This is a genomic window from Paenibacillus sp. EPM92, from assembly GCF_016586185.1.
Lineage (GTDB): Bacteria > Bacillota > Bacilli > Paenibacillales > NBRC-103111 > Paenibacillus_G > Paenibacillus_G validus.
Genome location: NZ_BCPS01000033.1, coordinates 24,221 through 46,428, shown reverse-complemented (window position 1 = coordinate 46,428; position 22,208 = coordinate 24,221). Strand labels below are relative to the sequence as shown.

Here is a 22,208-nt window from a genome sequence, read left to right as displayed (position 1 = left end):
CTTAGGTTACTGCGACACGTCGTATTTCCACCGCACGTTCCGTCGGTTGACCGGCGCCTCGCCGTCGGTGTATATGAAAGAGCGCGTGGAACCGCTGCAATAATCGCAGGCGGCAGCCGAGGCTCGCGACTCGGTTGGCTGGCTGCAGCAGTCTGGGCAAGCGACTCGGATGGATGGCTGACTGAGACAGTGCGAGCGCAATAGCGCGCGCTGGTACAACGATTCACTTTCGTTACCAGCTTCTCGCGCAGACAAAACAAATAGCGGAACACCGATGCGCTATTCCCCCTTTCCCGGCGATCGCCCTGGAAAGAGACAAATAAGACCTCGTGGTTCCGCTATTTTTCTAACTAGGCTCGCAAGCGCAAAATAAAGCACCCTCGTTCCGCTATTGGGCTTGATTTGCGAGCGCTGGAGTCAGCCTAAACTCATTACTTCCGCCCGTAGTCCGCCTTAATCTCGCCCCACGCCTTCGTATTCCACTTCACAATCGGATTCGAATACGTATTGTTGCGCAGCCAAGCTTCCGCACGGTCAACCAGCTCCCAAATTTCCCGGGTCGACGCGTCGCGCGGCAGCGTGGAGGCAGCCGCCTTCTTGCGCACCCAACTGATCGCCGTCATCGAGTCGCTGTAGATCGTCATCGCGCTGCCGATTTTCTTCAAATGGGCGAGCCCGTGCACAATCGCGAGAAACTCGCCCATGTTATTGGTGCCTTTCGAGATCGGCGGGTGTTGAAACACGATCTCCCCTGTGCGCGTGTATACGCCTTTGTACTCCACAATGCCGGGGTTGCCGCTGCAGCCGACGTCGACCGACAGGCTGTCGAGGTCGGGCACGCCGACGTCGTCAGCTCCCACTGCGTCTCCGGATGCCCGGCCGCCGCCCTTGCCTCCTGCAGACGAAGCCGCTTTCGCCGCCGTGCTGAACGCCTTCTTCCAGCCGGCTACGAACATCTTGCGCGCTTCTTCCTCGCTCTCGTAAGACTTGAACTTCGCTTGCGGATATCCGTTCGTCTGCGCCTGGCATTCCGCCCACGTCTTGTAAACGCCGGGCTGCTTGCCTTCCCAGACGACATAAAATTTCGATTTCGCCACCCTGCAACCGTCCTCCTATTCTGATCGCTCCTTGGCCTACCCGCTACTGCCCCAGATGCCGCTTGAAAAATTCGATAAAATACGCCCCATACTTGAAAAATTTCGCCTCGCCGACGCCCTTGATCTTCAGCATGGCCGCCGGATTCGTCGGCTTCACGCCGCACATCTCGCGCAGCGTGCTGTCCGGGAAAACGATGTAGGGCGGAATCCCCTCGCGTTTCGCGATCTCCGAGCGCAGCTTGCGCAGCTCGTCGAACAGCTCCGTCTCCGCGTCCTGGACGACAGCCGCCGCAGGTTTCACCCGAATGCGCTGCACGACGCGTTCCGTCCCGGCCAGTACGGCGCCCGCCTTGGACGACAGCTTGACGGTCGGGAACTTTCCTTCGGCCAGCTGCAAATACCCTTCGGCGACAAGCAGCTGGATCAGGTCGACGATTTCCTTCTCCGTCCGCTGCTTCATCAACCCATAAGTGCTCAGCTCGTCGAAGCCGAAATCGAGCACCTTTTTGTTCCTCGACCCTTTGAGCACCGAAGCGACCAGCGTCACCCCGAACCGTTCCCGCATCCGCCGTACGCAGGAGAAAATCTGCTGCGCTTCCAGCGTAATGTCCGTCATCTCCATATCTGGACTTGAGCAGTTGCTGCACTGTCCGCAATCCTGCTCCAGCTCCCCGCCGAAATAGCGGACGATGTACCGCTGCAGACATTGCGGCGTATGGCAATAGTCCGCCATCTGCTGCAGCCTGCGGTACTCCTGGGCCTGCCTCTCGGGACTCGCAACCGACTGCTCGATCAGAAACTTCTGGATCAGAATGTCCTGCGGGCTGAACAGCAGCAAGCAATCGCTCGGCTCCCCGTCCCGTCCGGCGCGGCCCGCCTCCTGGTAATAAGCCTCCATGTTTTTCGGCATATTGAAATGAATGACATACCGCACATTCGACTTGTCGATACCCATTCCGAACGCATTGCTTGCGCACATGACGCGCACTTCGTCGTAGAGAAATTGCTCCTGCGCCTCCGCGCGCTCTTTATCGGTCATCCCCGCATGATATTTCCCGGCCGCCACGCCCTGCTTTTTCAAAAACTCGCACAGCTGGTCGACTTCCTTGCGCGTCGCCGCGTACACGATCCCCGCTTCTCCCGCATGAGCGCGAATGTACCCGGTCAGCACGTCGCGCTTGTTCTCGCCCTTCACCACGGTGAACGACAAGTTCTCGCGGGCGAAGCCGGTGACGAACACCCCCGGCGCTTCCAGCTTCAGGTGCCGGACGATGTCCTCACGCACCTGATCGGTTGCCGTCGCCGTGAACGCCGCCAGCTGCGGACGCCCCGGCAGATGCGCCACCAGCTCGCTGATCCGCATATAGCTCGGGCGAAAATCATGTCCCCACTGCGACACGCAATGCGCCTCGTCGACCGCGACCATCGGAATGGTCAGCTCGCCGAGTAAATCGAGGAAACGCTCCGACTCGAGCCGCTCGGGAGCGACATAGAGCAGCTTATATTCGCCGCGCGCCGCCTTGCGGATACGCGTTTCCACCTGCGCATAGGTCAGCGAGCTGTTAATATAAGCGGCCGGTACGCCAATGCTGTCGAGCCCGTCCACCTGATCCTTCATCAACGAGATGAGCGGCGATATCACGATCGTCGTCCCGCTCATCATCAGGGCGGGAATTTGGTAACAGATCGACTTCCCGCCGCCGGTCGGCATAATGCCGAGCGTATCGCGCCCTTCGAGCAGGCTCGCGATAACCGCCTTTTGCCCTTCCCGAAAATCGGGATATCCGTAATATTTACGCAGCAGCTCGCGTGCCTCCGCCATACGGCGGGACACCGGGATGCTGGAGGTTTCCTCCACCCGCATATCTGGACCCGGATTCCATGAACTCACGCCTCAACTTCCCCCTCGCCCTTACGCCGCAGGCTCGCCCAACGCGAAACGAACGGCTCCCCGTCCCACAAGACGTCCGTGGCCGCACGCCGCGCCTTCATCTCCGGCTTATCCAGCAGCGTAAAGAAATTTTCCGTCGGCAGCTCGCCCAGGCCGTGCTTGACCGACAGCTTGTTCAAATAATCGCGCCGTGAATCGGACCCGGCGTCCCGCGACATATTGCCGCCGCTTTGCCCGAAGGCATACAGCACGCTTGCGACCGGCACCCTTTTCACCCGATAATGAGCCGATGCCCGCAAGATGAAATCCCAATCCCAGTAATTATAGACCCCCTCGTCGAACGGACCGAGCCTGTCGTGCAGCTCGCGCCGATACAGACAGCCGGAAGAAACGAATGTCGAGCATCGGCGCATTGCCTCCAAATCATGCTCATACGCAAACACAAAGCGGCTCGTCGCCCGGCGGACGCCCTCTTCCTCCACATAGTCGAAAATTTCCACGTCCGAATAAACCAGATCGCAATCTTCGATCTCCCGCACCATCCGCTCCACGTGCGTCGGCAGCAGCAAATCGTCATCGTCGCACAACAAAATGTACGCCCCCCGGACTTCAGACAACCCCCGGTTCCGGGCTGCGACATGCTTCCCGTTGCTCTCCATATTCACAATTGTGACATCGAGCTCGGGGTAGAGACCGACCGCTTCCTCAATCGGCTCCCCGGCGTCGTTCACCACAATGATTTGCAGCCGTTTATACGTTTGCCTGCTCAACGATTCCAGCAGTTCGCTGAGCGTCCCCGGCCGATTGTAGGTCGGCGTAACGACCGATACGAGCGGCTGTTGCTCCATAGCGGCTCCCCTGCCTTTCCAGAAAAACATCCTACGTTCACTATACCGAAAAATAGGCAAAAGGAAAACCGAACATCTTCCCGTACGCTGCTTTCCCTTGCGGGCACCGTTTTCCCTGCGACGAACCTACTCCCGTTCCGCGTCCTCCTCCTGGAACCTTCGTCCGTTAGCCGCGTAGAAAAAGAAACACAGGCAAGTTTGAGGAGGAATAAAACATGTTGGAAATGAATGCGCCGGAATGGGGAACGGCCTGGCAGTACGCCGCCCTGTTCCTGCTTGCAGCCGCGCCCTGGCTGGAAGTATTCCTGGTCGTGCCGCTAGGCATTGCCTGGGGGTTGAATCCGACAGCTGTAGCGGTCACCGGCTTCGTCGGCAATTGGATCCCCGTGCTGCTGATCGCCTTGTTTTTCCGTCAATTCACGGCTTGGCGAACGAAACGCCGAGCGCGCAAAGCCGCTTTGGCCGCCGCGCAATCAGGCGGCACGGCAGCGGAGACCGCAACTCCAACTTCAGCCGGTACAACCGCCGAATCGAAGAAACACCGCCGCGCCAAACGCATCTGGGAACGGTACGGGATTCCGGGGCTCGCTTTGACCGCTCCCGCCATCGTTGGTACGGATATCGCCGCCTTGCTCGCGCTTACCTTCGGCTCTTCTCCGCGCTGGGTCCTGCTGTGGATGACCGTCAGCCTTGCGTTATGGACGGTTCTGCTCGCCGTCGGCTCGGTCTACGGGCTGGAGTTCATCGGTTGGTTTCAACCGAAATCCTAGGTTAAATTTAAATGAGATGCAGGATAATTTTGCGACCGTACGGAATCTGTCATATGTAGCATACAGCCGGGAGGATGGTAGTTATGGCTTGGAAGACGATTTTTGAATCGGAGCAATTGACGCTTGTCGTGGACCAAGAGAAGAGCTCGGTCATGCTGGAAACGAGCAGCGGCGGATACCGTCCCCGTTACGTGACGCTGCGCTGGACGCCGAAAGAGCTCGATACGGTGATCGAAGCGCTGCATAAGGCGAAACGGGAACTGGCCGGCGGCAATTCCGGCGAATAGAGCTTCCATGTCCCGGAGGACGCAGACTGACACTATATTCCGGCAAGGGCACTATGATAAAATAGGCTTACTATCGATGAACCAAGGAGGCTCTTGCCCATGCCGCGAAGAAGAAAAGAACTGCCCGTTAGTTCCGACGCGCCTCAGGAGACCGAAGCCACGGCTGCGGACACGGCTGCTCAGGCGCCGGAGTCGCCGTCTGTCGATGTCGGCGAGCCGAGGCGCAGAACCCGCGCGGCCTCACCGCGCAAGCCGGCCGCGGACACGGCTGCTCAGGCGCCGGAGTCGCCGTCGGCCGATGTCGGGGCGCCGAGGCGCAGAACCCGCGCGGCCTCACCGCGCAAGCCGGCCGCGGACACGGCTGCTCAGGCACCGGAGTCACCGTCGGCCGATGCCGGTGCGCCGGGGCGCGGAACCCGCGCGGCCTCACCGCGCAAGCCGGCCGCGAACGCGGCTGCTCAGGCACCGGAGACGCCGTCGGCCGATGCCGGTGCGCCGGAGACCGCTGCGCTGACCAAGGAAGCGGCGGTTATGCCGCCGGTCGCAAGCGAAGCGCAGACCGAAGCGGAAGCGGTCCTGCCGGCGGCGGAGCCGGCAAACGACGCGGCACCCGCTAATATGAGCGCGTCGTCTTCGCTGGCTGATGAATCCGGTGCGGGTACGCAGGCCTTGGGCAAGGACGACGGGCTGCAGCGCCTGCTAGGCAGACGCTTGAAGAAAAAGAAACGCAACGAAACGCACGAGAAGGATAGCGTATATATCCGCAAGGATCTCAAAGAGCGGCTCGCCAAGCTCGCGGCGAACCACGGCAAAGGGTTCCGCACGCTGCTTCTGAACTACGGCTTGGAGAAAGCGCTCGACGAGCTTGAGCAAGCCGATGCCGCGCTGCGCCAAGGCGAGCAGCTTTGACCGACGCCGAAATAGCGGAACAGCGATTCGCTATTTCAGCATTTCGCCGCAACCGTACAAAAATAGCGGAACAGGGATGCCTTATTCCTCGAAATGCCGTGCTACAAGCACGGATTCGACGTAAATAAGATACCCCTGTTCCGCTATTTCCATTTCTTTGGGCAGCGCCCCTCTAGATCGGCAGCAAGCGAACGGAGTCGCGCTCGCGCAGGCCTTTTACCATACGGTACCAAGCGTCCGGCTTCTCGGTCAAGACTGCGTAGTACGTTTCCAGGAACGTGGCCACCAGCGAAGCCGGAACTGCATCCGCGTCCGCGTCGTCGATCGGCATAAAGCACAAGTCCAGGCCGTGTACGGCTTCGCCGTCAATTTGCCAAGAAGGGTGCACATAATCGAGATCCAGCTTCAGGTAGCCGAGATGTGCCAGCACTTCACGGCGCACGTAAGCATTCATCGATTTCACGCCGCCGAACTCCAGCCCTTCGGACAACGCCGGGTTATAAATTTCGGCGAACATCCCCTTCAGCTTCCCTCCGGCCTCGGCTGCCACCTGACGAAGATCGGCCATCCGGCGGCGCGCCAAGAACGGCCCGATGCCAAGACCGTCGCGACCGATAATCGTAAAGTCCGTCATCGCCACCTGCATGTCGGCATAGTAGCGGTACTCGGTCGCTCCGACGACCTGACCGTCCAAGATGGCTACAAACACGCGGATTCCGGGATCCTGCAGCGGCTCCGCCCACAGATCGTAGGCCAGCACTTCCTCCGGTGGAAACACGGTTTGCATCAGTTCGTGCATTTGCCGAAAATACGGGTCGGCGATATTTGTAATGCGATGGTAATCCAAGGCGATCCCTCCTTTTTAGCTACAGCTTACCTGTTTGCGTCCCCTTCGTCAACGCCGTCGGGGCTGCATCCCCATCCTAGCATGCCCTCGGCGAAGGGAATCACAAACAAGCCGTTAAAAGCCGCCAAGGCGGGTTGCCCGTTAGAACCGATGAGCGATGCCGTACAAGCCCGGCCGCTCATCGGTTCAGGGCGGGGGTTACGACGCCTGAGCCGGCTCGGGCGTCCCTTTACGCAGTAGCCGCTTGCCGAAGGCCGTGCGGTACAGCAGCCGCTCCAGCAAGCCGAAGGCAGAGCCGGCCATCCAGTACAGGCCGAGGGCGATCGGCGCTCTCCACGTTACCAGCAGCGGAATCAGCATGAGCACGATTCCGAGCATCGCGCGTTTCCCGCTGCCCGGCGCAGGACCGGCCGTCTCCGTCAAAGGAATCAGGCTGACCACGAACGTCATCAGACCGGTAAGGACGGGCAGGACGTGCAGCGGGTCCGCCAGTGCCAAATGGGACACCCATGGAACAAGCAGCGAACTCATCGCGCTTCCGTGCGTCAGGAACAATCCGTACATCGCGCTTAAAACCGGGAGCTGCAGCAGGACACCGCCCATCTGCGCAAACGGGTTGACGCCATGCTCGCGGTAAAGCTTGCCGGACTCCTGCATGAGCCGGTTCGGGTTGGCGGCATGCGTTTGCTGCAGCTTTTTCAAATGCGGACCCATGGCCGCCGTGCGGATATGCTGACGTGCCGCGGTGAGATTGAAACGGAACAGCGCCATTTTGACAACCAGCGTCAGCAATATGATGGATACTCCCCAATCGTGAGTAAACGTGTGCAAATAAGATAACGCCTGTGCAAGCACGGCGATGATCGGTTGAAACCAAGTATACATAAGCCCATCGCTCCCTATGAATCGGCACCCTCAGGGTGCACGGAATAACGTTGTCCGGCCGTCCTGAGACGTACAGGCTCAACGTGTCAATCGTTAACCGATTCAGACCGGGAGCACGGAGAGTCCGAGCATTCGGAGGAACGGGGCGGTCTTTTGCGACGAACGAATACGGTACGCAAACTTTTCAACGAGCGGTTATGCGACTTCAGCACAAGCGCACAATCGACCGGCTGTACCAAGCCGTAAGGCAACCGGACTTGGGCCAATTCCGGACGCGGCAGCACGAGCAGCGCGGACAAGCCGAGAACCAGCATGAGCACCGTAAGATCTATAGACCATTCCATCGTTCATCCCCCCTTTCTTATATGCAACATGAATTTACGTGCAAGCCGGATTCAGGTTTCACACGGTGACCGTCCCTGCCTCCAGCCCCACGTAAGGCGCTATTCCGCTTGCCGCAGGGCATACAGCTTGCGGAACTTCACAAAACTGGCGACCCGCCAAGGCACGACATAAGCAACCGCGATTAAATAGAACAGCATCGCCAGCTCCGTCGGGTCAAGTCCGGACAAATAGCTTCGCAAACCCAGGCGGAGCGCGATCAAGCCGATGAGGGCAACAACGAAAGCGGCGCTTTTTTTCGGATAGATGAGTCCGTCCTCCCGCCTTTCGTAGTTCGTGGTTAGAATCATGGGAATGGACAAAACGGCCCCGCACAGCAGCGATAGCACGACTTCCTTCACGGTAAGGTGCAGCTCCGGATTCAGAAGCCCTGTAAGGCCTAGCGCCAAGAAGAGAAGCGGCAGCAGCAAGCGATAGCCTTTGCCCTTAACCGGACGGGAGGTTGCGCGCATCCTTCGCCATAGAATGAGCCCGGCTGCAATCACCATAATAAACACCGTATTCAGCTCCATCGTGAGCCTCCTCTTCGCCAAGTAAATATACCGTCACGGATCATTGCTTTACCATCTAATATTTTAGCACAAAAATGAATAGGCGACGACTCTCCCAAGATCTCCCTCCCTTGCCCGATTCCAGTTCCGCCGTTCCGCAGGTTGTTTGAAAACCTGTCACTTGACCCGGAGCCCAGGTATCATTACGCTAGAGATACCAAGGGACGGGAGGTATGGACATGGACAAAGAGGAACACGCAGCGCGCTCCGCACGGCAGCCGAGAGACGTGCTCGAGAACCGCGACGCCATGGATTCGATCGAGCGGCAGAAGGAAGGCTGGGCCAACGACGCATACGAGCAATTCGTTCAGAACGGGGGCTTGGAGCGCCTCGCGGGAATAGGGAAGCCTCTTGTCGTTCCTACCGACGACGTTCTGGATACGATTCTGCGCAATGCGAATGTAGATCCACCGTGGATCATGCTGAGGAAGGAAATCGGTTCGAATATGGCTAAAGTGATCCAGCTCTTGGATAAAACCCCGGCGGCTCCGGAAATCGATGCGCTTTTGTCCGAGCTGAACAAGCAGATTATCGAGTTGAACGCGCTTGCTCCCAGCCGCTCGCTGCACCGCCATCTGATTAGCCGGCATAACGTTAGGGAGCAGTATCAGCGATGGTACGTCAAATAAGCCCCACTGGCCGCGTGATTCGGATATCGAACCACGCGAGCCGGCGGGGCTTCGCTTTTTCGTCGGGATACGGGGAGAGTTAGAAACGCTCGTGAATAACTTGATGCTCGAGCGGCAATCGATCCGTTGCCCGGCCTTCCTTCTCGGCTTTCCCGATCGGAATCATGACAACCGGCACATAACGGTCGGGAATTTGGAATTCGGAGATTAGGGCATCCTTATTGTATCCGCCCATTGGCACCGTATCATACCCTTTCGCTTTGGCAGCCAGCATCAGCTGCATGGCGGCCAACGAAGCGTTGCGAATCGCCTCGTCTCTGGCCAATCCCGGATTGTTCGCATAAGCGCCATCGACTTGCTTCACCATCAAATCGCGAATTTCCGGCGCCGCTTTCTCGTACACCTTCGAGGTCACCTTATTCGCTTCCAGATCGCCTAACACGATAATAACAGCCGCGGCATCAGCCACTTGTTGTTGACCGAACGCGATTTTCAGCAGCTTCTCTTTATTGGCTTGCTCGCGCACTACGAGGTAACGCCAGTGCTGTAAGTTCCACGATGACGGAGCGCGCGAAGCGAGCTCCAGAATTTCGTTCAGCTCGGCGTCGGACAGCACCAACCCTTTCTGGTATTGACGCACCGAACGTCGCGAGGTCAAAAACTGCTCGGCGGAGAATCGGTTTTCCGTATTCACTTCCACTTGCTGACTCATATCTGAATCCACTCCTTTGATATTTATCTGTTTAACTATATTATCATCATCATCTTACTTTAGTAAAGTTAATATATATTACATCTTCCCTTATATTTTGGTAAAAAGACATAAAAAAACATGCCTTCAAACGAAGTCATGGGTTGCTCCACTAGGCTGATCAGGGCAAGTATAGCATGAACGTACTGCCTTGCCCCTCCCGGCTGAATACGGACAAGTATCCGCCGAGCAGCTTCGCCAGCTCCAAGCTGATGGACTGCCCGAGCCCGGTGCCGCTGTATTTCCGGCTGATGGAGCCGTCCGCTTGGCGGAACGCCTCGAAGATTAACCGCTGCTTGCCCTCGGCAATGCCAATTCCCGGACCTGGAAAGCGATCCACCTCCGATCCGGTTCCGGCCGATCCTCTTCGGCCCAATATATCGCCAGCAGTACACGGCCCGACGCCGTAAACTTAAACGCATTAGACAGCAGGTTGCGCAAATTTGATTGACCCGGATCCCGTCCGTGTAACAAATCGGGAAGATCGTCCGCCACCCGCGCCTCGAACGCGATCCCCTTTCGCTCCGCCTCCCATGGAACTGGTGCTGCAAAATTCGGGGAATTTCCGATACACTGACTTCCTCCGTATGAATTTCCATCAGCTGCGACAGCGGCAATGATGCTATTCAGGGGCGTCTTCAGCTCGTGTGACATGTTCGCGAGATATTCCGATTTGTTACGCGACGCCAAGGTAAGCTAGCGCGCCTTTTCCTTCAGCGCCTTTTTCGCCTGCTCTAACTCTTCTTTCTGCTCCTACGAAAAAACCGCTCAACACGATGCCGAGCGGCAAGGTGATCGGGAATAAGCGACCCGAAGATCGAAAGATGAATCGCGTTAATCAAATTGACCACCAGCAGGGTTATCGGCACTTTTTTGCGGAAGGAGCCTTGATGACGGTGAAACCAGCCGCCAAATACAAACAAGCCTGCCAAAGCGGCAGACCTCCCTCTTGCTGAAATACGTTCAAACCCTCGGAACCGGCGGAATATGTATGTATAGTCCAGTTTCAACAGAAACGCCAATGTAATCAGCACGCCGATGTTGATGAAACAACATTCAGGCCTTCTGAACTTCCATCGGCTCCTTCTTCCAGGGTCCGCCGCGCGGGACCTAACCGCTTCACGCCCGCACGGCTACCAAGCTTCCCGGACAGACTCCCGCACGGATGCCACCGCCGGCCAAGCGGGCGAGCCCTCATACGGTCCCGCCTGCAGCCGGAACATCGCATCCCACGCCCGCTGCGTCGGCTGCTCGCAGCGAAACCGTTCCGCCTGCTGGCGCATGGTCGCAAGCAGCCCGGGCGAATCGATAAGCTCGAGCACCTGATCGAGCAGCTTACGCTCCTTGGACGCGCGAATCGCAACGCCAGCCCCCTCGAGCACCGCCGCATTTTCTTCCTCTTGGCCGGGAATGGGCTTATACAGCAGCATCGGCAGCTTCATCGCCACCGCCTCGGACGTCGTCAAACCGCCCGGCTTCGTCAGCAGCATATCCGCCGCTCCCATCCAGCGGTGAATATCCTCCACGAAACCCACGATCCGAACGGAGGGCGTCGGCTTGAGCGCCAGTTCCTCCTCGAGCGACTGCTTGGCAGCCGCGTTGCTGCCGCAGACGAACACAAGCTGAGCCCGCAGCCGCAGCGCCTCCGAACGCAGCAAGGCGCGCATATCCTTGCCCATCAGCCCGCAGCCGCCGCCCATGACCAAGACGACCGGCTTGAGCGGGTCCAGACCGAGCTGCCGCCGGAACGTCTCCCTATCTCCGGGCTCGAAGAAGCTCTTCCGAATCGGAATGCCCGTCACGCTGACGCAAGAGCTGGAAATGCCGCGGCGATACAGCGCCTGGGCCACATGCTCCGAGCCGACCAAATACAGGTCGGTATGCGGCTGCACCCATAACGCGTGGTCGGCATAGTCCGTAATTACCGTCACGAGCGGTACGGACGCAAGTCCTTGCGCCTTTAGCAGCGACACGGCGGCCGACGCCAGCGGGAACGTGCAGATCACCACATCCGGCTTACGGTCGCGCAGCAGCCCAAGAAGCTTAGACATTCCCAGCTTCAAGAACGATTTGGAGAACAGCGACATCTCTTCGTTCATGCGGGACTTGCGATAAAAGTAGCCATAGAGCGAAGGAGCCTTCTCTACACCTTTCAAGAAGCAGTATCGAATGACTGGGTGCAGGAGGGCGTAGATCTCTTGCATATAATCGATAACCTCGGCCTGCACGGGAGAATCGGGCCTGCCGCAGCCTTGCGCCAGCGCACGGGCGGCTTGCCGGTGTCCGTCGCCCAGGTCGCCTGCCAAAATTAACGCGCGTACCGGAGCTGGAAGCTGATTTTTCGTATACATGGTTACGCCTCCTGCATGTTCCCATTGTTTGGATTCACTGACTTTCACAGACTACAGGTTAAAAGTTCTTACCCCTACAATACCAGATATTTCACGTCCTGGCATCTTGAAGGTAAATTCTGGTATCTCTGTTTCCGGGTATGGTATGCTTAGGTCACTTCTACACGGAAAGGAATTCGATGAGAATGAAACTACTCGCATCCGGCAAACGATTTGCGGGCTTGGCGCTGCTGTCTGTCGTCTGCGTCGTCGTGTACGCGCTGCTCCGCCTATTCAATCAGAACACGTATTACGATTTCTTGATCTGGAACTTATTTCTGGCCTGGATTCCTTATGTATTGTCGTCGGTCGCCGCCATCCTGCACGAGCGGTCCACATCCGTCCCTCGGCTCGCCTTGACCGTTATCGGCATCGTGTGGATACTGTTTTTGCCAAATGCTCCTTATATCGTAACCGATATGATTCATTTAACCATTTTGAAAAGCAATTACACAGCGGAAGGCCATCTCGGCCTCGGTTTTTCGTATTGGAACGACTTTATGGTCATCATGCTGTTCGCTTGGAACGGCCTGCTGCTGGGCGCCGTTTCGATGCACCAATGGCACGCGATCCTTCGGGTTCGGACATCATCGCAGGTCTCCTGGGTTTGCGCCGCGCTCGTCTCGTTCTTGAGCGCTTACGGCATCTTGCTGGGACGCGAATACCGGTTGAACAGTTGGGACTTGCTCACGAACCCCGCTTCGATCGGGCGGTCCGTGGTCGATAGCCTCCATCCGGAGGCGCTGTTGTTTTGCGGTATGTTCGGCTTGTTCATCTTCGCGGTGTACGCCATGGTTTACCTTCTGATGAGCAGCGCGAAGCATGCAAGTTCACGGTTGTGAAGGCCCGCGCGGCCTCTTCGTACTCGCGGAGGAAAAAGGCGGACAGCTTCCCGCTTCGAATCCGGGAGCAAGCTTCGCCCGCCCCGCCGCTTATCCGTATAAATGCGTCCGCGAACCAATCCGGGCTTCCAGCCGATACGTATGCGTGAACGTGCCGGCCCCGTCCGAGGCTGGCCCCATGCCCATTGCGGCCTCGCCGCCAAAGCCCTGACCGATTCTGGCAGCGCCGAAGCCAGCGCCGGCGCCACCGTCCGGCGGCGCCAAGCCCCCGGGCCCCATGATGGTGCCCGGTCCAACTGACAACGGCTCCCTTAAGCCGGCTGCGTTACCGTTCGCCAGCTGGTGCAAATATTTAAAATTGGGGAATGTCGTTTCGTCCATCAGATAAGCACTGATCTGCGCTCCCGGAATCCGGTAACGGTTGAGCAGGCGGATGATGAACCACGCACTGGATACGCCGGTTCCATGCCCGAAGTATCTGCCGCCCGGCATCACGATGACGTTCACGCCTTGCCACTGCATCGACTCGGGATGTACCTCGGGATTCTTGAAATACTGAACGTCCCCGGGAATCCCTTCCCCCTCGGCGTGCACCGTGATCAGCTTCAAGTCCGCATCGTGATGCCATGAATATAGATAAAGGCGGTCGAAAAATCGATCGAACTGCTCCCGACCGATAATATCGAGCACCGCCTTGTACAGCACGACTACGATCCCCATCGCACACTCGAATGCGTAGAAGTGACCGTGAATATAAATATCTTCGATCGCATCCGACGGATGAACCGTAGGCTTCAACCTAAAGCCGCCCTTCATATCAAGGGTCCAGAAACGTTCGTTGCAGCGCGAATTCTCAAACGTATCGAACGCGGCTCCGCTTTCCCCCAGCATAAGCGCTGCATGCACGATCGCTGCGCGCACGCGCAGCTCAAAGCGGAGCTCTTCGAACGACGCATAATAATACGGCGTCCGGCTCAGCTGCTTCTGCTGAAGAATACTCTGCTCCAACTCACTCGACACGATATGAAACGGCGATATCGGTTCTCCCTGAATGTAAATCAACACCATCCCCCCCTCCGCCCTTACGGCGAATGCATCTTGTACATTCTATGCGGAAGAGGCGGCGAAAAGGCCTCGCGCCCCCGAATTAATCCATCTCGTAGATGGACCCCGACTTGCTGGCGAACAGCTCTGCGTACACCTTCTCGGCGTATGCATCCGTCATGCCGGATATATAATCGGCGACGAGCCGGGGCCACGACCAACTCGATTGGTGTCGCTCATAGTTTTCCAACCAGTCCGGAGGCAAAATCAACCGGCCGTTCTCCGGAACGATGAAGCTGTCCCACAGCCTGCGAATCATGATTTCGCTGCGCTTCTGCAGCCGCTGTACCCGGAAGTCCTTAATCAGGGTAACCCAAGCCAGCTTCTTCAGAATCTCCATCGTGCGGTGGAGTTCCAGATCCTGCCTGCCTTCATGCACGAACGTCACTTTCTTCCAGCCTTTGACCGGATCGTCGATGATCCCCACCTTGCCGACGAACGTGCTGACCCACCGCGCCTTCATCTCCCGCCGGGTGCGCGACGCTTCGCGGTCGCAGGCCGCGTAGATCGTCTCCCACTGGGCCAAATAGTCGGTCAAGACCCGTTTCACCATGTCCGGAATGTCCACCTGATCCCAGCCGACCTCATAGTTGCCCCGGTCGTTCACAATCTCCTGGACCAGATGCTCGACCAACCGGTCGTCCTCGAAGAACGTGCGGTTCATCTGGATTTTACCGGCGCGAATCCCATCTTCGATGTCATGCGTCGAGTAGGCGATATCGTCGCACAAATCCATCAGCTGCGCCTCCAGCGTCGAGCAGCCGACAGGCATGTTCCAGCGGTCGCGAATATAGCGAATACCGTCCGTCCATTCCATCACGTACACGCCCTTCAGACGGCCGGGTTCTTCGAGGCTGTACGGATATTTGTTGATGCCGAGCAGCACGGCCGCCGTCAAATCCAGACCGCTGCCGCTGCCCGCCCGCTTCTCCAGAAACATCAGGATGCGGTAGTTTTGCGCGTTCCCCTCGTAAGCGAGCCCATAAGACTCCTTGAGCAGATGGTTGAGCACCTCTTCGCCCTTATGCCCGAACGGCGGATGACCCAAATCATGGGCCAGCGAAGCGCATTCTACGACCGCCGGGTCCAAAATCAAACCCGGATGCTCCTTCCGCTCCAGGAACGGATACTGCTTGTTCATGCGCCGCGCGGTCTCCCGCGCAATTTGCGAAACTTCGATCGAATGCGTCAGCCGCGTCCGGTAATAGTCTCCCGTTCCGGCGCCGAACACTTGAGACTTTCCCTGCAGCCGGCGAAAAGCCGGCGATTGGATCAGCCGCGCATAATCTCGCTCATATTCATCCCGTTCTTCGCTAAACGTGCCCTGAGCCGGTTCATCCAGTCGGAACTTACGCAAATCCATGGTCTTCCCCCCAAGTTGCCTGCCGATTCGCTCCCGATATTCTCTTCGTCTGGAACCGGACCGATTTTTGCAAATTGTATCACATTTGCACCATGGAGAGAAAGGACGGACCCGCCCCGGCGGGAAGGCGGCTGTCCGCTGCTTGAAAGTTACCGGTCAGCCCCCCGAGGAAGGAGCGGCTCGCGCCGCCATCAGTTCGCTCAAATATTTGGCCACATACTGGTGGCCGAACATCTCGTCATACTGAAGCTCGCGGTAAATCTCGACGTCCTCCTGCACGGAAGGCGGCACCTCGGCATACAGCTGACCGCTCGAATCGACGACCAGATTGCGCAGCAGCCCCGGCGTTTTTTGCGCCAGTTCGGCGTTGTATGCCCACGCGGCCGGCAGCTCCAGCCCGATGCGATTCAGCACATAGGCGCCGAGGAACGAGGTGCTGAGCGTCGGCACGTGCTCCTTCGGCAGCCCTTCGTTCGTCCACATGACGAACGGAACGCTATGCATGCTTTTCAACTCTTCAAGCGACCACTGCTCGGAACGTCCGGTCGAGACGAACCCCGCTTGCGCGTACACGTCGTAATCGTACCCCAGCATCGGCAGATGGTCACCGTAAAACACGATGACCGTCGGCTCATCCGACTGCTCGAAGTGATCGATCAGCAGCTGCAGGCTGCGGTCGGCATCGCTTGCGCCCTGCACGTAAGTTTCCAACGTATTTTTGGCCTCGGCGGTCTGCAAGCCTTCCGTCTTGATCGGATTGTCGCCGTATCGGTTATCATCGTAAGGACCGTGATTTTGCATGGTGACCGCGTAAATAAACGTCGGCTCTTCGTTCTCTTCAACTTCTTGTATGATCCGGCGGGACACCTCGTCATCGGCTATAAAAGCGCCTTTGTTGACAGGATTGTCGAATCCCTCCTTGCTGATAAATTCATCGAAGCCCATGTACCGGTACACGTTCTCCCGGTTCCAGAACCAGCGCTCGTACGAATGGATGGCCGTGCTGGCGTAGCCTTGCGATTTGAAGTAGCTCGCGAGGCTCGGCAGCGGCCTGCTGATATATTGCTGATACGGAACCGATCCCGCGGGCATGAAGCTCATCGACTGGCCGCTCAGGATCTCGAACTCCACATTGCTGGTGCCGCCTCCGAATTGCGGCGACAGCAGGAAGCCGCTTGTCATCTCCTTCTGCAGACGATGAACGGTCGGCAGCGGGTCTTCGCTGAACTTTACGTTCTTGAGCAGCGTCGGATCCCAGAACGCTTCGTTCATGATGAAGATCACATTCGGCTTCTGCGTTTGCGATGCGGCCTTTGCCTTGGGCGCGCCGACCAGCTCATTCAAGCTGTCGGCCAAGCCCGCCATGGCCGATTCACTGTAGCCAGGCGGCCGCGGCACGATCGTGTTTTTGACATTCATCGTAAACGCGAGCGCCAGCCCGTTCTCCCCGTAATTTTCCTGCTGATTCCAGACGATCTCGTTCATGCCGGCACGATCCACCAGCGCATTAAGCCATGCCGCCCGCGTACCGAAAGCGTAAAGCCCGAAGCCGCAAACCGCCACTAACGTCAGACGCGTCAGCCATCGCGGCGACATTCGCGGCATGGCCTTGCCGATCGCGAACAAGGCGATAGCGGTGCCGAACACGAGGGCAAGCCGCAGAACGGCTTCCCTGCTCGTCACAAGCGGCAGTATATTCATGCTTTCTTTATTCAAAAAAATATCCCATGGAAAAAACGGCTCGCCGATCAGCTTTTTCTTGAAATAACTGATTAAGGCGACCATAGAAAGCAGCAGCACGCTTAAGCCCGCGGCCATAAACAGCCGCCCGACCAAGCCGTACAGGAATAAGAAAACAAGCATGGCCAGCAGCCCGTTCAATAGCGCCAGTTTCGGATGAGACGCCATCCAGGTCCCTGTTTCATGCAGAGACCCCCTGTGAAGCACTTCCATCCCGACAACCAGCAGCACCGGCACGATCAGCAGCGCCGCGGCTACAATAACGGGGTTCACCATTCGCCGTTTGGCGGGACGGGGTGACTTCGTTCGTCCTTGTATCACGGTTGGACGCACCCAGATCACTCTCCTATCGGCCCGCTCACGCGGCGGACATATTTGCAGTTCATGTTAAGACATTGTAAACATGAAATCTTAAAACCAGCTGAAAATAAGCTGAAAGTTAAAAAATGGTTCTCAGGACGCATAGGCTTTCGCGTATAATCGACAAATATTTCGTCCGGTCCACAGCCTATTTGCGCCACTGCGTGTGGATATGTTACGTTCAAGTATGCAAGCGAATGTCTAAGAAGAACGGAGTGACAAGGCTATGGAGCAATACCAACCGTTAATCGGCGTCATCCTGGAGAAGCTCGATCAGACCTATAAAGATTTACAATTTAATTACAACGGCCTTGACGGCATCATAAAGGGGCATTCCGAACACGAAGTTCGAAACACCCCTGAACTGATTACCATAACGGAGCTCCGCGACAGCTATCTGGAGCTGCTTCAAGTGATGGAGAAGCGATTTCCCGGACTCAAATAAACGGTGGAGATCGAACCGTTCCTGAAACTTTCAACCGCCCACTCCGTAGTTACAGGTATCATTAGCTAAAGGAGGAAACGTAATGTTTAAGCATATTTTACGCAAAATCGCAAACAGTGTGCTGCATTCGAAACGTCCTCATTACCGCGGCGGCAGCTCGAATCGTTACCATCGTCCAGGCCCTCTCAAACATTCGTCGTCGTACTCTTCCGGTCGCGGCAATTCTTACGGACACCAATACTACAAGAAGAAATTTTATTCCAGTTCCTGACGTTTCGATCGTTACGTTAAGGCGGCTATCGCCGCTTCGACATCCTGCATGAGCGCCGCGTCGCTCTCATAAGCCTCATCCAGCCGCAGCAACCGCCGGAGCAATCGCCCGGTTGCCATCGATAAGGACAGCTCTTCGTGCCATTCGCCCGGAGGCTGTCCTTCTTGCGCTTCATAACCGGAGTACAAGAGGAATAACAGAAAATGACCGATCGCATACCAATCGCTCTTCACGTCCGGCAGGCGCCGACGCTCCTCCTCCTCGCTTGAGAATGGTTCCAGCCCCTCCGTATCTCCGATCCGCCGCGCCAGTCCAAAGTCGATCAGCACGTAAGTCCCGTCCCGCACCATCACGTTCGGAATGCGAAGGTCGAGATGAACCCAGCCACGCTCGTGCACGAACCTGACGACCGGCAGCAGCCGCGCAATGAACGCCAAGCTCTCTAATTCCGAGAAGCCCCGCTGCTGTTCGAAAATGAGATCCTCCACTGTCGCGCCGTCGATCCAATCGGTGACGAGAAATAACCGCTTACCGTCCTCAAACAGACCGCGGCACTTCGGAATGCTCGGGTGCGTCAGCGCGAGAAGCGCCTCCTGCTCCCGGCGCAGCAGCTTCCGGCCGAGACCCCGCTTGCTCGGCTTCGACTGCTTGACGACGACCCGCTCCCCCGTCTGCCGATCCGTGGATAAATAAGCGAGCCCGTAGCTTCCCTCGCCGAGAAACCGGACAATTTCATAGCGTCCTTGCAGTCGATGTCCCGCACGCAGCGGATAATCAATCCAAGCCTGGTACACCTGGCGTAAATAACGGATCATGGGTCTTCCTCCGGTCGCCCGATATCGAAATAATTCCTATTCCTAGCGTACACCAAAACGGCGAATCCCTCAAAACCGCTGCAGCGTATACCTACCTGTAGCCACACCTCCCCCGGTTCGCCAAAAAACCGCTTGGCTTCATCATCGCCAAGCGGTTCTCTTTTATCGTATTGGCCTTGCTTCTATTACCATTCAGCGACCGTCCCGTCCTCCTGCCTCCAGACCGGATTCCGCCACTGGTGGCCGATGGCCGCCATTTCTCTTACTTTCTCTTCATTGACCTCAATGCCTAAGCCCGGTCCGGTTAAATTTCGGACAAAGCCGTCCTGGTAGGCGAAGACGGAAGGATCCTTCAAATAATCCAACAAATCGCTGCCTTGATTATAATGAATGCCCAGGCTTTGCTCTTGAATAAAGGCGTTAGGCGAGCACGTATCGAGCTGCAGGCAAGCGGCAAGCGCGATCGGACCGAGCGGACAGTGAGGAGCTACGGCAATGTCGTAAGCTTCTGCCATCGCAGCGATTTTCCGCGTTTCCAGAATGCCTCCGGCATGCGACAGGTCCGGCTGAATAATGTCGACGATTCCTTGTGCCAGCAGTTCCTTAAAGCCCCACCGCGTATACATTCTCTCGCCCGTAGCGATCGGGCAGGAGGTGTAGCGGGCGATTTCCTTCAGCGCCTCGTTATTTTCCGGCAGTACCGGCTCCTCAATGAACATCGGACGATACGGCTCCAGCTCCTTGGCGATAATTTTGGCCATCGACTTATGAACGCGCCCGTGGAAATCGATTCCGATGCCGACTTCCTTCCCGACCGCTTCGCGCACGGCGGCGATACGGGCGATCGCCGCTTCCACTTTACCAATCGAATCGATGTAGTGCATCTCTTCGGTGGCATTCATCTTCACAGCCGTAAAGCCCGCTTCAACCTGCTGTTTAGCCGCTGCACCCACGTCGCTCGGGCGGTCTCCGCCGATCCAGGAATAAACGCGCGTCCGGTCGCGGCAAGCCCCTCCCAGCAGATCGTAGATGGGGGCATTGTAGAATTTCCCTTTGATATCCCACAACGCTTGCTCGATCCCCGAGATCGCGCTGGAAAGAATCGGTCCTCCCCGGTAAAATCCTCCGCGATAAAGCACCTGAAACAAATCCTCGATCCGCATCGGATCTTGACCGATCAAATACTCGCTCATTTCCGTTACAGCCGCAGCGACGGTGTCCGCCTTGCCTTCCACGACGGGCTCGCCCCAGCCGGTAATGCCTTCATCGGTCTCAACCTTAAGAAACAGCCATCTCGGCGGAACCTTGAACAGCTCTAATTTTGTAATTTTCATTGTGACTCTCCTCTTCTCTATATGGGGAATATCGGCTGCGCGGCATGCCCGGAGCCTTTAGCTAAATTGATCCCGGTACTCCTGCGGCGTAATGCCGAACTGCTTCTTAAACGCATGATTAAACGAGTGCGGCCGCTGATAGCCCAGCCGTGCGGCAATTTCGTAAATTTTCTCCTGACTGTTCTTGAGCAGAAATTCCGCTTTATCCATCCGGACCCGGTGAACATAATCGCTAAGGTTGTCGCCGGTTTCCAGCTTATATATTTTTGAAACATAGACAGGATGCAAGTACACATGATCGGCAATCGTCTGGAGAGAAACGTCCTGGCCTATATGCTGATCGATAAACCATTGAATTTGCTTGATCAGCACCGACCGGGAATCCTTCGTCTCCTGATCCATATCCTGCCGGATCTGCTTCAGCGTCCGAAGCGACCAATCCTTCAATTGATTCACGGAACGAAAAGGAAGGCCTTCGGTCATCTTGTCATAATCGCTCCCGATTAAATCGAACAGCTGCTTGCCGTTCTTGTGCGCGATGTAGGCATAAGCGGATGCGATGGAGAAATAAGCCTCCAGCACATGCTCCTGGGAGCCGCCGTAGCCGGTTTCCAATTCATCGAAAATCAGATGAAGCTTCTCTTCGATCCGGTCCCAGCGGGCCGCTTCCAGCAAATGAATGAGCGTAGGCGGCTCGTACAAGCTTTGCGGCGATTGCGTTTCCGGCAGCGCCTGAGCGTCCCCGAGGCGCATGAACAGCTCATGCTCGCTGCCGATTCGCCTGCGGAAAGCCCCCACCGACCGGGTATACAAGCCGGCCAAATCTTCAGGGAAGCGCCCCTGCCCGCTCACCAGAATGGACACTTTGCCCTTCAAATAGGTGCTGACGGCAGACTGAAGCAGCGCCGCGGTTCGTTCCACCCACGTCGAGTCGTCCGCCTCATCGGATGTCTGCTTGGGCTTCAGCAGGAACGCCAAATAATCGTGAGCATCCTTGGTGTACCAAATGTCGAATTTATCCCCGAACAGCTCCTCGACCATATTGCCGATCGCGTATTCCAGCAGCGACAAGCTGTGAGCATCGTATTGCAGGAAATATTCCTCGAGCCGAACGAGCATAAGCGTGAAGCATTGATCGAGATAATGGGACAGCTCCAGCATTTGCATCTTTTCCAGCAGCGCCGCATGGGACAGCTTGCGCCCTTGCAGCAGGTCATGGAGCAGATTGCCCCGAAGCAGCGGCAGGTTTTCTTTAAGGGCATAAGCCAAGCGCTGCTTGGAAGTAATCTCTTCCCACTCCCTTTGCAGCTTCCCCATCACCCGTTGAACCGTTTCGACAAGATTGGCTTCGGTGACCGGCTTCAACAAATAATCTTCCGTTTGATGCACGATCGCTTCTTTGGCGTAATTAAAATCCGAGTACCCGGACAGCAGGATGCACTTGGTTTTCGGCCAACGATTGCGAATTTCCCCAACCAGCTCCAGCCCCGACATTCCCGGCATCCGGATATCGGTAATCACGATATCGATGGAGAATTGCTCAAGCAGCGCAAGCGCCTCAAGACCGGAATAGGCTTTGTATACGTGCTCGATCCCCAGGGACATCCAGTCGATCGTGCTTGAAAACCGTTCCACCACGTGAATTTCATCATCAACAAGCAAGAGCTGAACCACCGT

The 22,208-nt window shown here is 57.0% G+C and carries 25 protein-coding genes; 7 read left to right on the top strand and 18 right to left on the bottom strand.

Translation table 11 applies throughout. The features are described 5' to 3' along the window. Positions 1–431: 431 nt before the first annotated feature. Genes rnhA through JMF85_RS06460 form a run of 3 tightly spaced genes read right to left on the bottom strand, consistent with a single transcriptional unit; the run spans position 432 to position 3,836 of the window. Positions 432–1,097: a ribonuclease H gene (rnhA, locus tag JMF85_RS06470; RefSeq protein WP_054798373.1), complete on the bottom strand. Its 666-nt coding sequence runs from the start codon at positions 1,095–1,097 to the stop codon at positions 432–434. Between the two features lie 43 nt (positions 1,098–1,140). Next, positions 1,141–2,961, bottom strand: a complete 1,821-nt coding sequence (recQ, locus tag JMF85_RS06465) for a DNA helicase RecQ (protein ID WP_230876106.1) — start codon at positions 2,959–2,961, stop codon at positions 1,141–1,143. Between the two features lie 23 nt (positions 2,962–2,984). Then, the gene (locus JMF85_RS06460; protein WP_127610416.1) at positions 2,985–3,836 is read right to left on the bottom strand and encodes a glycosyltransferase family 2 protein; all 852 of its coding nucleotides are present in this window, start codon (positions 3,834–3,836) and stop codon (positions 2,985–2,987) included. A 215-nt stretch (positions 3,837–4,051) separates the two neighbouring features. Here JMF85_RS06460 and JMF85_RS06455 point away from each other — a divergent pair, with 215 nt between their 5' ends. The 3 genes from JMF85_RS06455 to JMF85_RS06445 all read left to right on the top strand — a co-directional run bounded on the left by JMF85_RS06455 (position 4,052) and on the right by JMF85_RS06445 (position 5,802). Beyond that, positions 4,052–4,606, top strand: a complete 555-nt coding sequence (locus tag JMF85_RS06455) for a small multi-drug export protein (RefSeq protein WP_054798371.1) — start codon at positions 4,052–4,054, stop codon at positions 4,604–4,606. A gap of 83 nt (positions 4,607–4,689) precedes the next feature. After that, positions 4,690–4,893: a hypothetical protein gene (locus JMF85_RS06450; RefSeq protein WP_201317931.1), complete on the top strand. Its 204-nt coding sequence runs from the start codon at positions 4,690–4,692 to the stop codon at positions 4,891–4,893. 531 nt (positions 4,894–5,424) lie between these two features. Next, positions 5,425–5,802: a hypothetical protein gene (locus tag JMF85_RS06445; RefSeq protein ID WP_201317930.1), complete on the top strand. Its 378-nt coding sequence runs from the start codon at positions 5,425–5,427 to the stop codon at positions 5,800–5,802. Positions 5,803–5,974: 172 nt separating this feature from the next. Here JMF85_RS06445 and JMF85_RS06440 read toward each other — a convergent pair whose 3' ends face one another. From JMF85_RS06440 to JMF85_RS06425, 4 genes are all read right to left on the bottom strand, one after another. After that, entirely contained in the window at positions 5,975–6,649 is a 675-nt protein-coding gene (locus tag JMF85_RS06440; protein ID WP_155614652.1) for a GNAT family N-acetyltransferase, read from the bottom strand. Between the two features lie 198 nt (positions 6,650–6,847). After that, complete coding sequence (locus JMF85_RS06435; protein WP_201317929.1) at positions 6,848–7,534, bottom strand: YidC/Oxa1 family membrane protein insertase; 687 nt, start codon at positions 7,532–7,534, stop codon at positions 6,848–6,850. Positions 7,535–7,620: 86 nt separating this feature from the next. Beyond that, positions 7,621–7,878 (bottom strand): hypothetical protein, encoded by a 258-nt coding sequence (locus tag JMF85_RS06430; RefSeq protein ID WP_201317928.1) that lies wholly within the window; start codon positions 7,876–7,878, stop codon positions 7,621–7,623. 99 nt (positions 7,879–7,977) lie between these two features. Beyond that, a complete protein-coding gene (locus tag JMF85_RS06425) occupies positions 7,978–8,448 on the bottom strand; it encodes a cytochrome c biogenesis protein CcdC (RefSeq protein WP_127608594.1) in 471 nt (156 codons plus the stop codon). 218 nt (positions 8,449–8,666) lie between these two features. Between JMF85_RS06425 and JMF85_RS06420 the strand changes: the two genes are divergently transcribed. Beyond that, positions 8,667–9,116: a DnaJ family domain-containing protein gene (locus JMF85_RS06420; protein ID WP_164751867.1), complete on the top strand. Its 450-nt coding sequence runs from the start codon at positions 8,667–8,669 to the stop codon at positions 9,114–9,116. Between the two features lie 79 nt (positions 9,117–9,195). Here JMF85_RS06420 and JMF85_RS06415 read toward each other — a convergent pair whose 3' ends face one another. The 5 genes from JMF85_RS06415 to JMF85_RS06395 form a co-directional block, all read right to left on the bottom strand. Beyond that, on the bottom strand, positions 9,196–9,810 hold the full coding sequence (locus JMF85_RS06415) for a nitroreductase family protein (protein ID WP_372814435.1): 615 nt from the start codon (positions 9,808–9,810) through the stop codon (positions 9,196–9,198). Between the two features lie 178 nt (positions 9,811–9,988). Beyond that, positions 9,989–10,207 (bottom strand): ATP-binding protein, encoded by a 219-nt coding sequence (locus tag JMF85_RS06410; protein WP_201317926.1) that lies wholly within the window; start codon positions 10,205–10,207, stop codon positions 9,989–9,991. After that, positions 10,153–10,521, bottom strand: a complete 369-nt coding sequence (locus JMF85_RS28630) for a hypothetical protein (RefSeq protein ID WP_483874217.1) — start codon at positions 10,519–10,521, stop codon at positions 10,153–10,155. The genes JMF85_RS06410 and JMF85_RS28630 overlap by 55 nt, the downstream gene beginning before the upstream one ends. 80 nt (positions 10,522–10,601) lie before the next feature. Then, positions 10,602–10,799, bottom strand: coding sequence for a hypothetical protein (locus JMF85_RS06400; RefSeq protein WP_201317924.1), 198 nt, complete (start codon positions 10,797–10,799; stop codon positions 10,602–10,604). A 201-nt stretch (positions 10,800–11,000) separates the two neighbouring features. After that, the gene (locus JMF85_RS06395; RefSeq protein ID WP_155614658.1) at positions 11,001–12,218 is read right to left on the bottom strand and encodes an MGDG synthase family glycosyltransferase; all 1,218 of its coding nucleotides are present in this window, start codon (positions 12,216–12,218) and stop codon (positions 11,001–11,003) included. Between the two features lie 179 nt (positions 12,219–12,397). Here JMF85_RS06395 and JMF85_RS06390 point away from each other — a divergent pair, with 179 nt between their 5' ends. After that, positions 12,398–13,099 (top strand): DUF1361 domain-containing protein, encoded by a 702-nt coding sequence (locus JMF85_RS06390; protein WP_181410075.1) that lies wholly within the window; start codon positions 12,398–12,400, stop codon positions 13,097–13,099. 90 nt (positions 13,100–13,189) lie between these two features. Here JMF85_RS06390 and JMF85_RS06385 read toward each other — a convergent pair whose 3' ends face one another. The 3 genes from JMF85_RS06385 to JMF85_RS06375 all read right to left on the bottom strand — a co-directional run bounded on the left by JMF85_RS06385 (position 13,190) and on the right by JMF85_RS06375 (position 17,639). Beyond that, the gene (locus tag JMF85_RS06385) at positions 13,190–14,161 is read right to left on the bottom strand and encodes a protein-glutamine gamma-glutamyltransferase (protein ID WP_236595756.1); all 972 of its coding nucleotides are present in this window, start codon (positions 14,159–14,161) and stop codon (positions 13,190–13,192) included. 85 nt (positions 14,162–14,246) lie between these two features. After that, the gene (locus JMF85_RS06380; protein WP_201317922.1) at positions 14,247–15,566 is read right to left on the bottom strand and encodes a deoxyguanosinetriphosphate triphosphohydrolase family protein; all 1,320 of its coding nucleotides are present in this window, start codon (positions 15,564–15,566) and stop codon (positions 14,247–14,249) included. Between the two features lie 156 nt (positions 15,567–15,722). Then, a complete protein-coding gene (locus JMF85_RS06375) occupies positions 15,723–17,639 on the bottom strand; it encodes an LTA synthase family protein (RefSeq protein WP_236595755.1) in 1,917 nt (638 codons plus the stop codon). Between the two features lie 253 nt (positions 17,640–17,892). Between JMF85_RS06375 and JMF85_RS06370 the strand changes: the two genes are divergently transcribed. Then, positions 17,893–18,111 carry a hypothetical protein gene (locus JMF85_RS06370; RefSeq protein WP_127608600.1) on the top strand — a complete coding sequence of 73 codons (219 nt, stop codon included), beginning with the start codon at positions 17,893–17,895 and terminating at the stop codon, positions 18,109–18,111. An 82-nt stretch (positions 18,112–18,193) separates the two neighbouring features. Next, the gene (locus JMF85_RS06365) at positions 18,194–18,382 is read left to right on the top strand and encodes a hypothetical protein (protein WP_201317921.1); all 189 of its coding nucleotides are present in this window, start codon (positions 18,194–18,196) and stop codon (positions 18,380–18,382) included. Between the two features lie 11 nt (positions 18,383–18,393). Here the strand turns inward: JMF85_RS06365 and JMF85_RS06360 are convergent, their stop codons facing one another. From JMF85_RS06360 to JMF85_RS06350, 3 genes are all read right to left on the bottom strand, one after another. Continuing rightward, positions 18,394–19,197, bottom strand: a complete 804-nt coding sequence (locus JMF85_RS06360; protein ID WP_201317920.1) for a serine/threonine protein kinase — start codon at positions 19,195–19,197, stop codon at positions 18,394–18,396. Between the two features lie 185 nt (positions 19,198–19,382). Continuing rightward, a complete protein-coding gene (gene dgoD, locus JMF85_RS06355; RefSeq protein WP_127608602.1) occupies positions 19,383–20,531 on the bottom strand; it encodes a galactonate dehydratase in 1,149 nt (382 codons plus the stop codon). Positions 20,532–20,588: 57 nt separating this feature from the next. Next, complete coding sequence (locus JMF85_RS06350; RefSeq protein WP_054800038.1) at positions 20,589–22,205, bottom strand: response regulator; 1,617 nt, start codon at positions 22,203–22,205, stop codon at positions 20,589–20,591. Positions 22,206–22,208 lie beyond the last annotated feature (3 nt).

What these genes read in the sequence shown, in the direction of transcription:
- JMF85_RS06365 (WP_201317921.1), top strand. Translation starts at nt 18,194, where the DNA reads ATGTTTAAGCATATTTTACGCAAAATCGCAAACAGTGTGCTGCATTCG.
- JMF85_RS06435 (WP_201317929.1), bottom strand. Translation starts at nt 7,534, where the DNA reads ATGTATACTTGGTTTCAACCGATCATCGCCGTGCTTGCACAGGCGTTA.
- JMF85_RS06390 (WP_181410075.1), top strand. Translation starts at nt 12,398, where the DNA reads ATGAGAATGAAACTACTCGCATCCGGCAAACGATTTGCGGGCTTGGCG.
- JMF85_RS06450 (WP_201317931.1), top strand. Translation starts at nt 4,690, where the DNA reads ATGGCTTGGAAGACGATTTTTGAATCGGAGCAATTGACGCTTGTCGTG.
- recQ (WP_230876106.1), bottom strand. Translation starts at nt 2,961, where the DNA reads ATGCGGGTGGAGGAAACCTCCAGCATCCCGGTGTCCCGCCGTATGGCG.
- dgoD (WP_127608602.1), bottom strand. Translation starts at nt 20,531, where the DNA reads ATGAAAATTACAAAATTAGAGCTGTTCAAGGTTCCGCCGAGATGGCTG.
- JMF85_RS06395 (WP_155614658.1), bottom strand. Translation starts at nt 12,218, where the DNA reads ATGTATACGAAAAATCAGCTTCCAGCTCCGGTACGCGCGTTAATTTTG.
- JMF85_RS06420 (WP_164751867.1), top strand. Translation starts at nt 8,667, where the DNA reads ATGGACAAAGAGGAACACGCAGCGCGCTCCGCACGGCAGCCGAGAGAC.
- JMF85_RS06460 (WP_127610416.1), bottom strand. Translation starts at nt 3,836, where the DNA reads ATGGAGCAACAGCCGCTCGTATCGGTCGTTACGCCGACCTACAATCGG.
- JMF85_RS06360 (WP_201317920.1), bottom strand. Translation starts at nt 19,197, where the DNA reads ATGATCCGTTATTTACGCCAGGTGTACCAGGCTTGGATTGATTATCCG.
- JMF85_RS06430 (WP_201317928.1), bottom strand. Translation starts at nt 7,878, where the DNA reads ATGGAATGGTCTATAGATCTTACGGTGCTCATGCTGGTTCTCGGCTTG.
- JMF85_RS28630 (WP_483874217.1), bottom strand. Translation starts at nt 10,521, where the DNA reads ATGTCACACGAGCTGAAGACGCCCCTGAATAGCATCATTGCCGCTGTC.
- JMF85_RS06370 (WP_127608600.1), top strand. Translation starts at nt 17,893, where the DNA reads ATGGAGCAATACCAACCGTTAATCGGCGTCATCCTGGAGAAGCTCGAT.
- JMF85_RS06445 (WP_201317930.1), top strand. Translation starts at nt 5,425, where the DNA reads ATGCCGCCGGTCGCAAGCGAAGCGCAGACCGAAGCGGAAGCGGTCCTG.
- JMF85_RS06455 (WP_054798371.1), top strand. Translation starts at nt 4,052, where the DNA reads ATGTTGGAAATGAATGCGCCGGAATGGGGAACGGCCTGGCAGTACGCC.
- JMF85_RS06380 (WP_201317922.1), bottom strand. Translation starts at nt 15,566, where the DNA reads ATGGATTTGCGTAAGTTCCGACTGGATGAACCGGCTCAGGGCACGTTT.
- JMF85_RS06425 (WP_127608594.1), bottom strand. Translation starts at nt 8,448, where the DNA reads ATGGAGCTGAATACGGTGTTTATTATGGTGATTGCAGCCGGGCTCATT.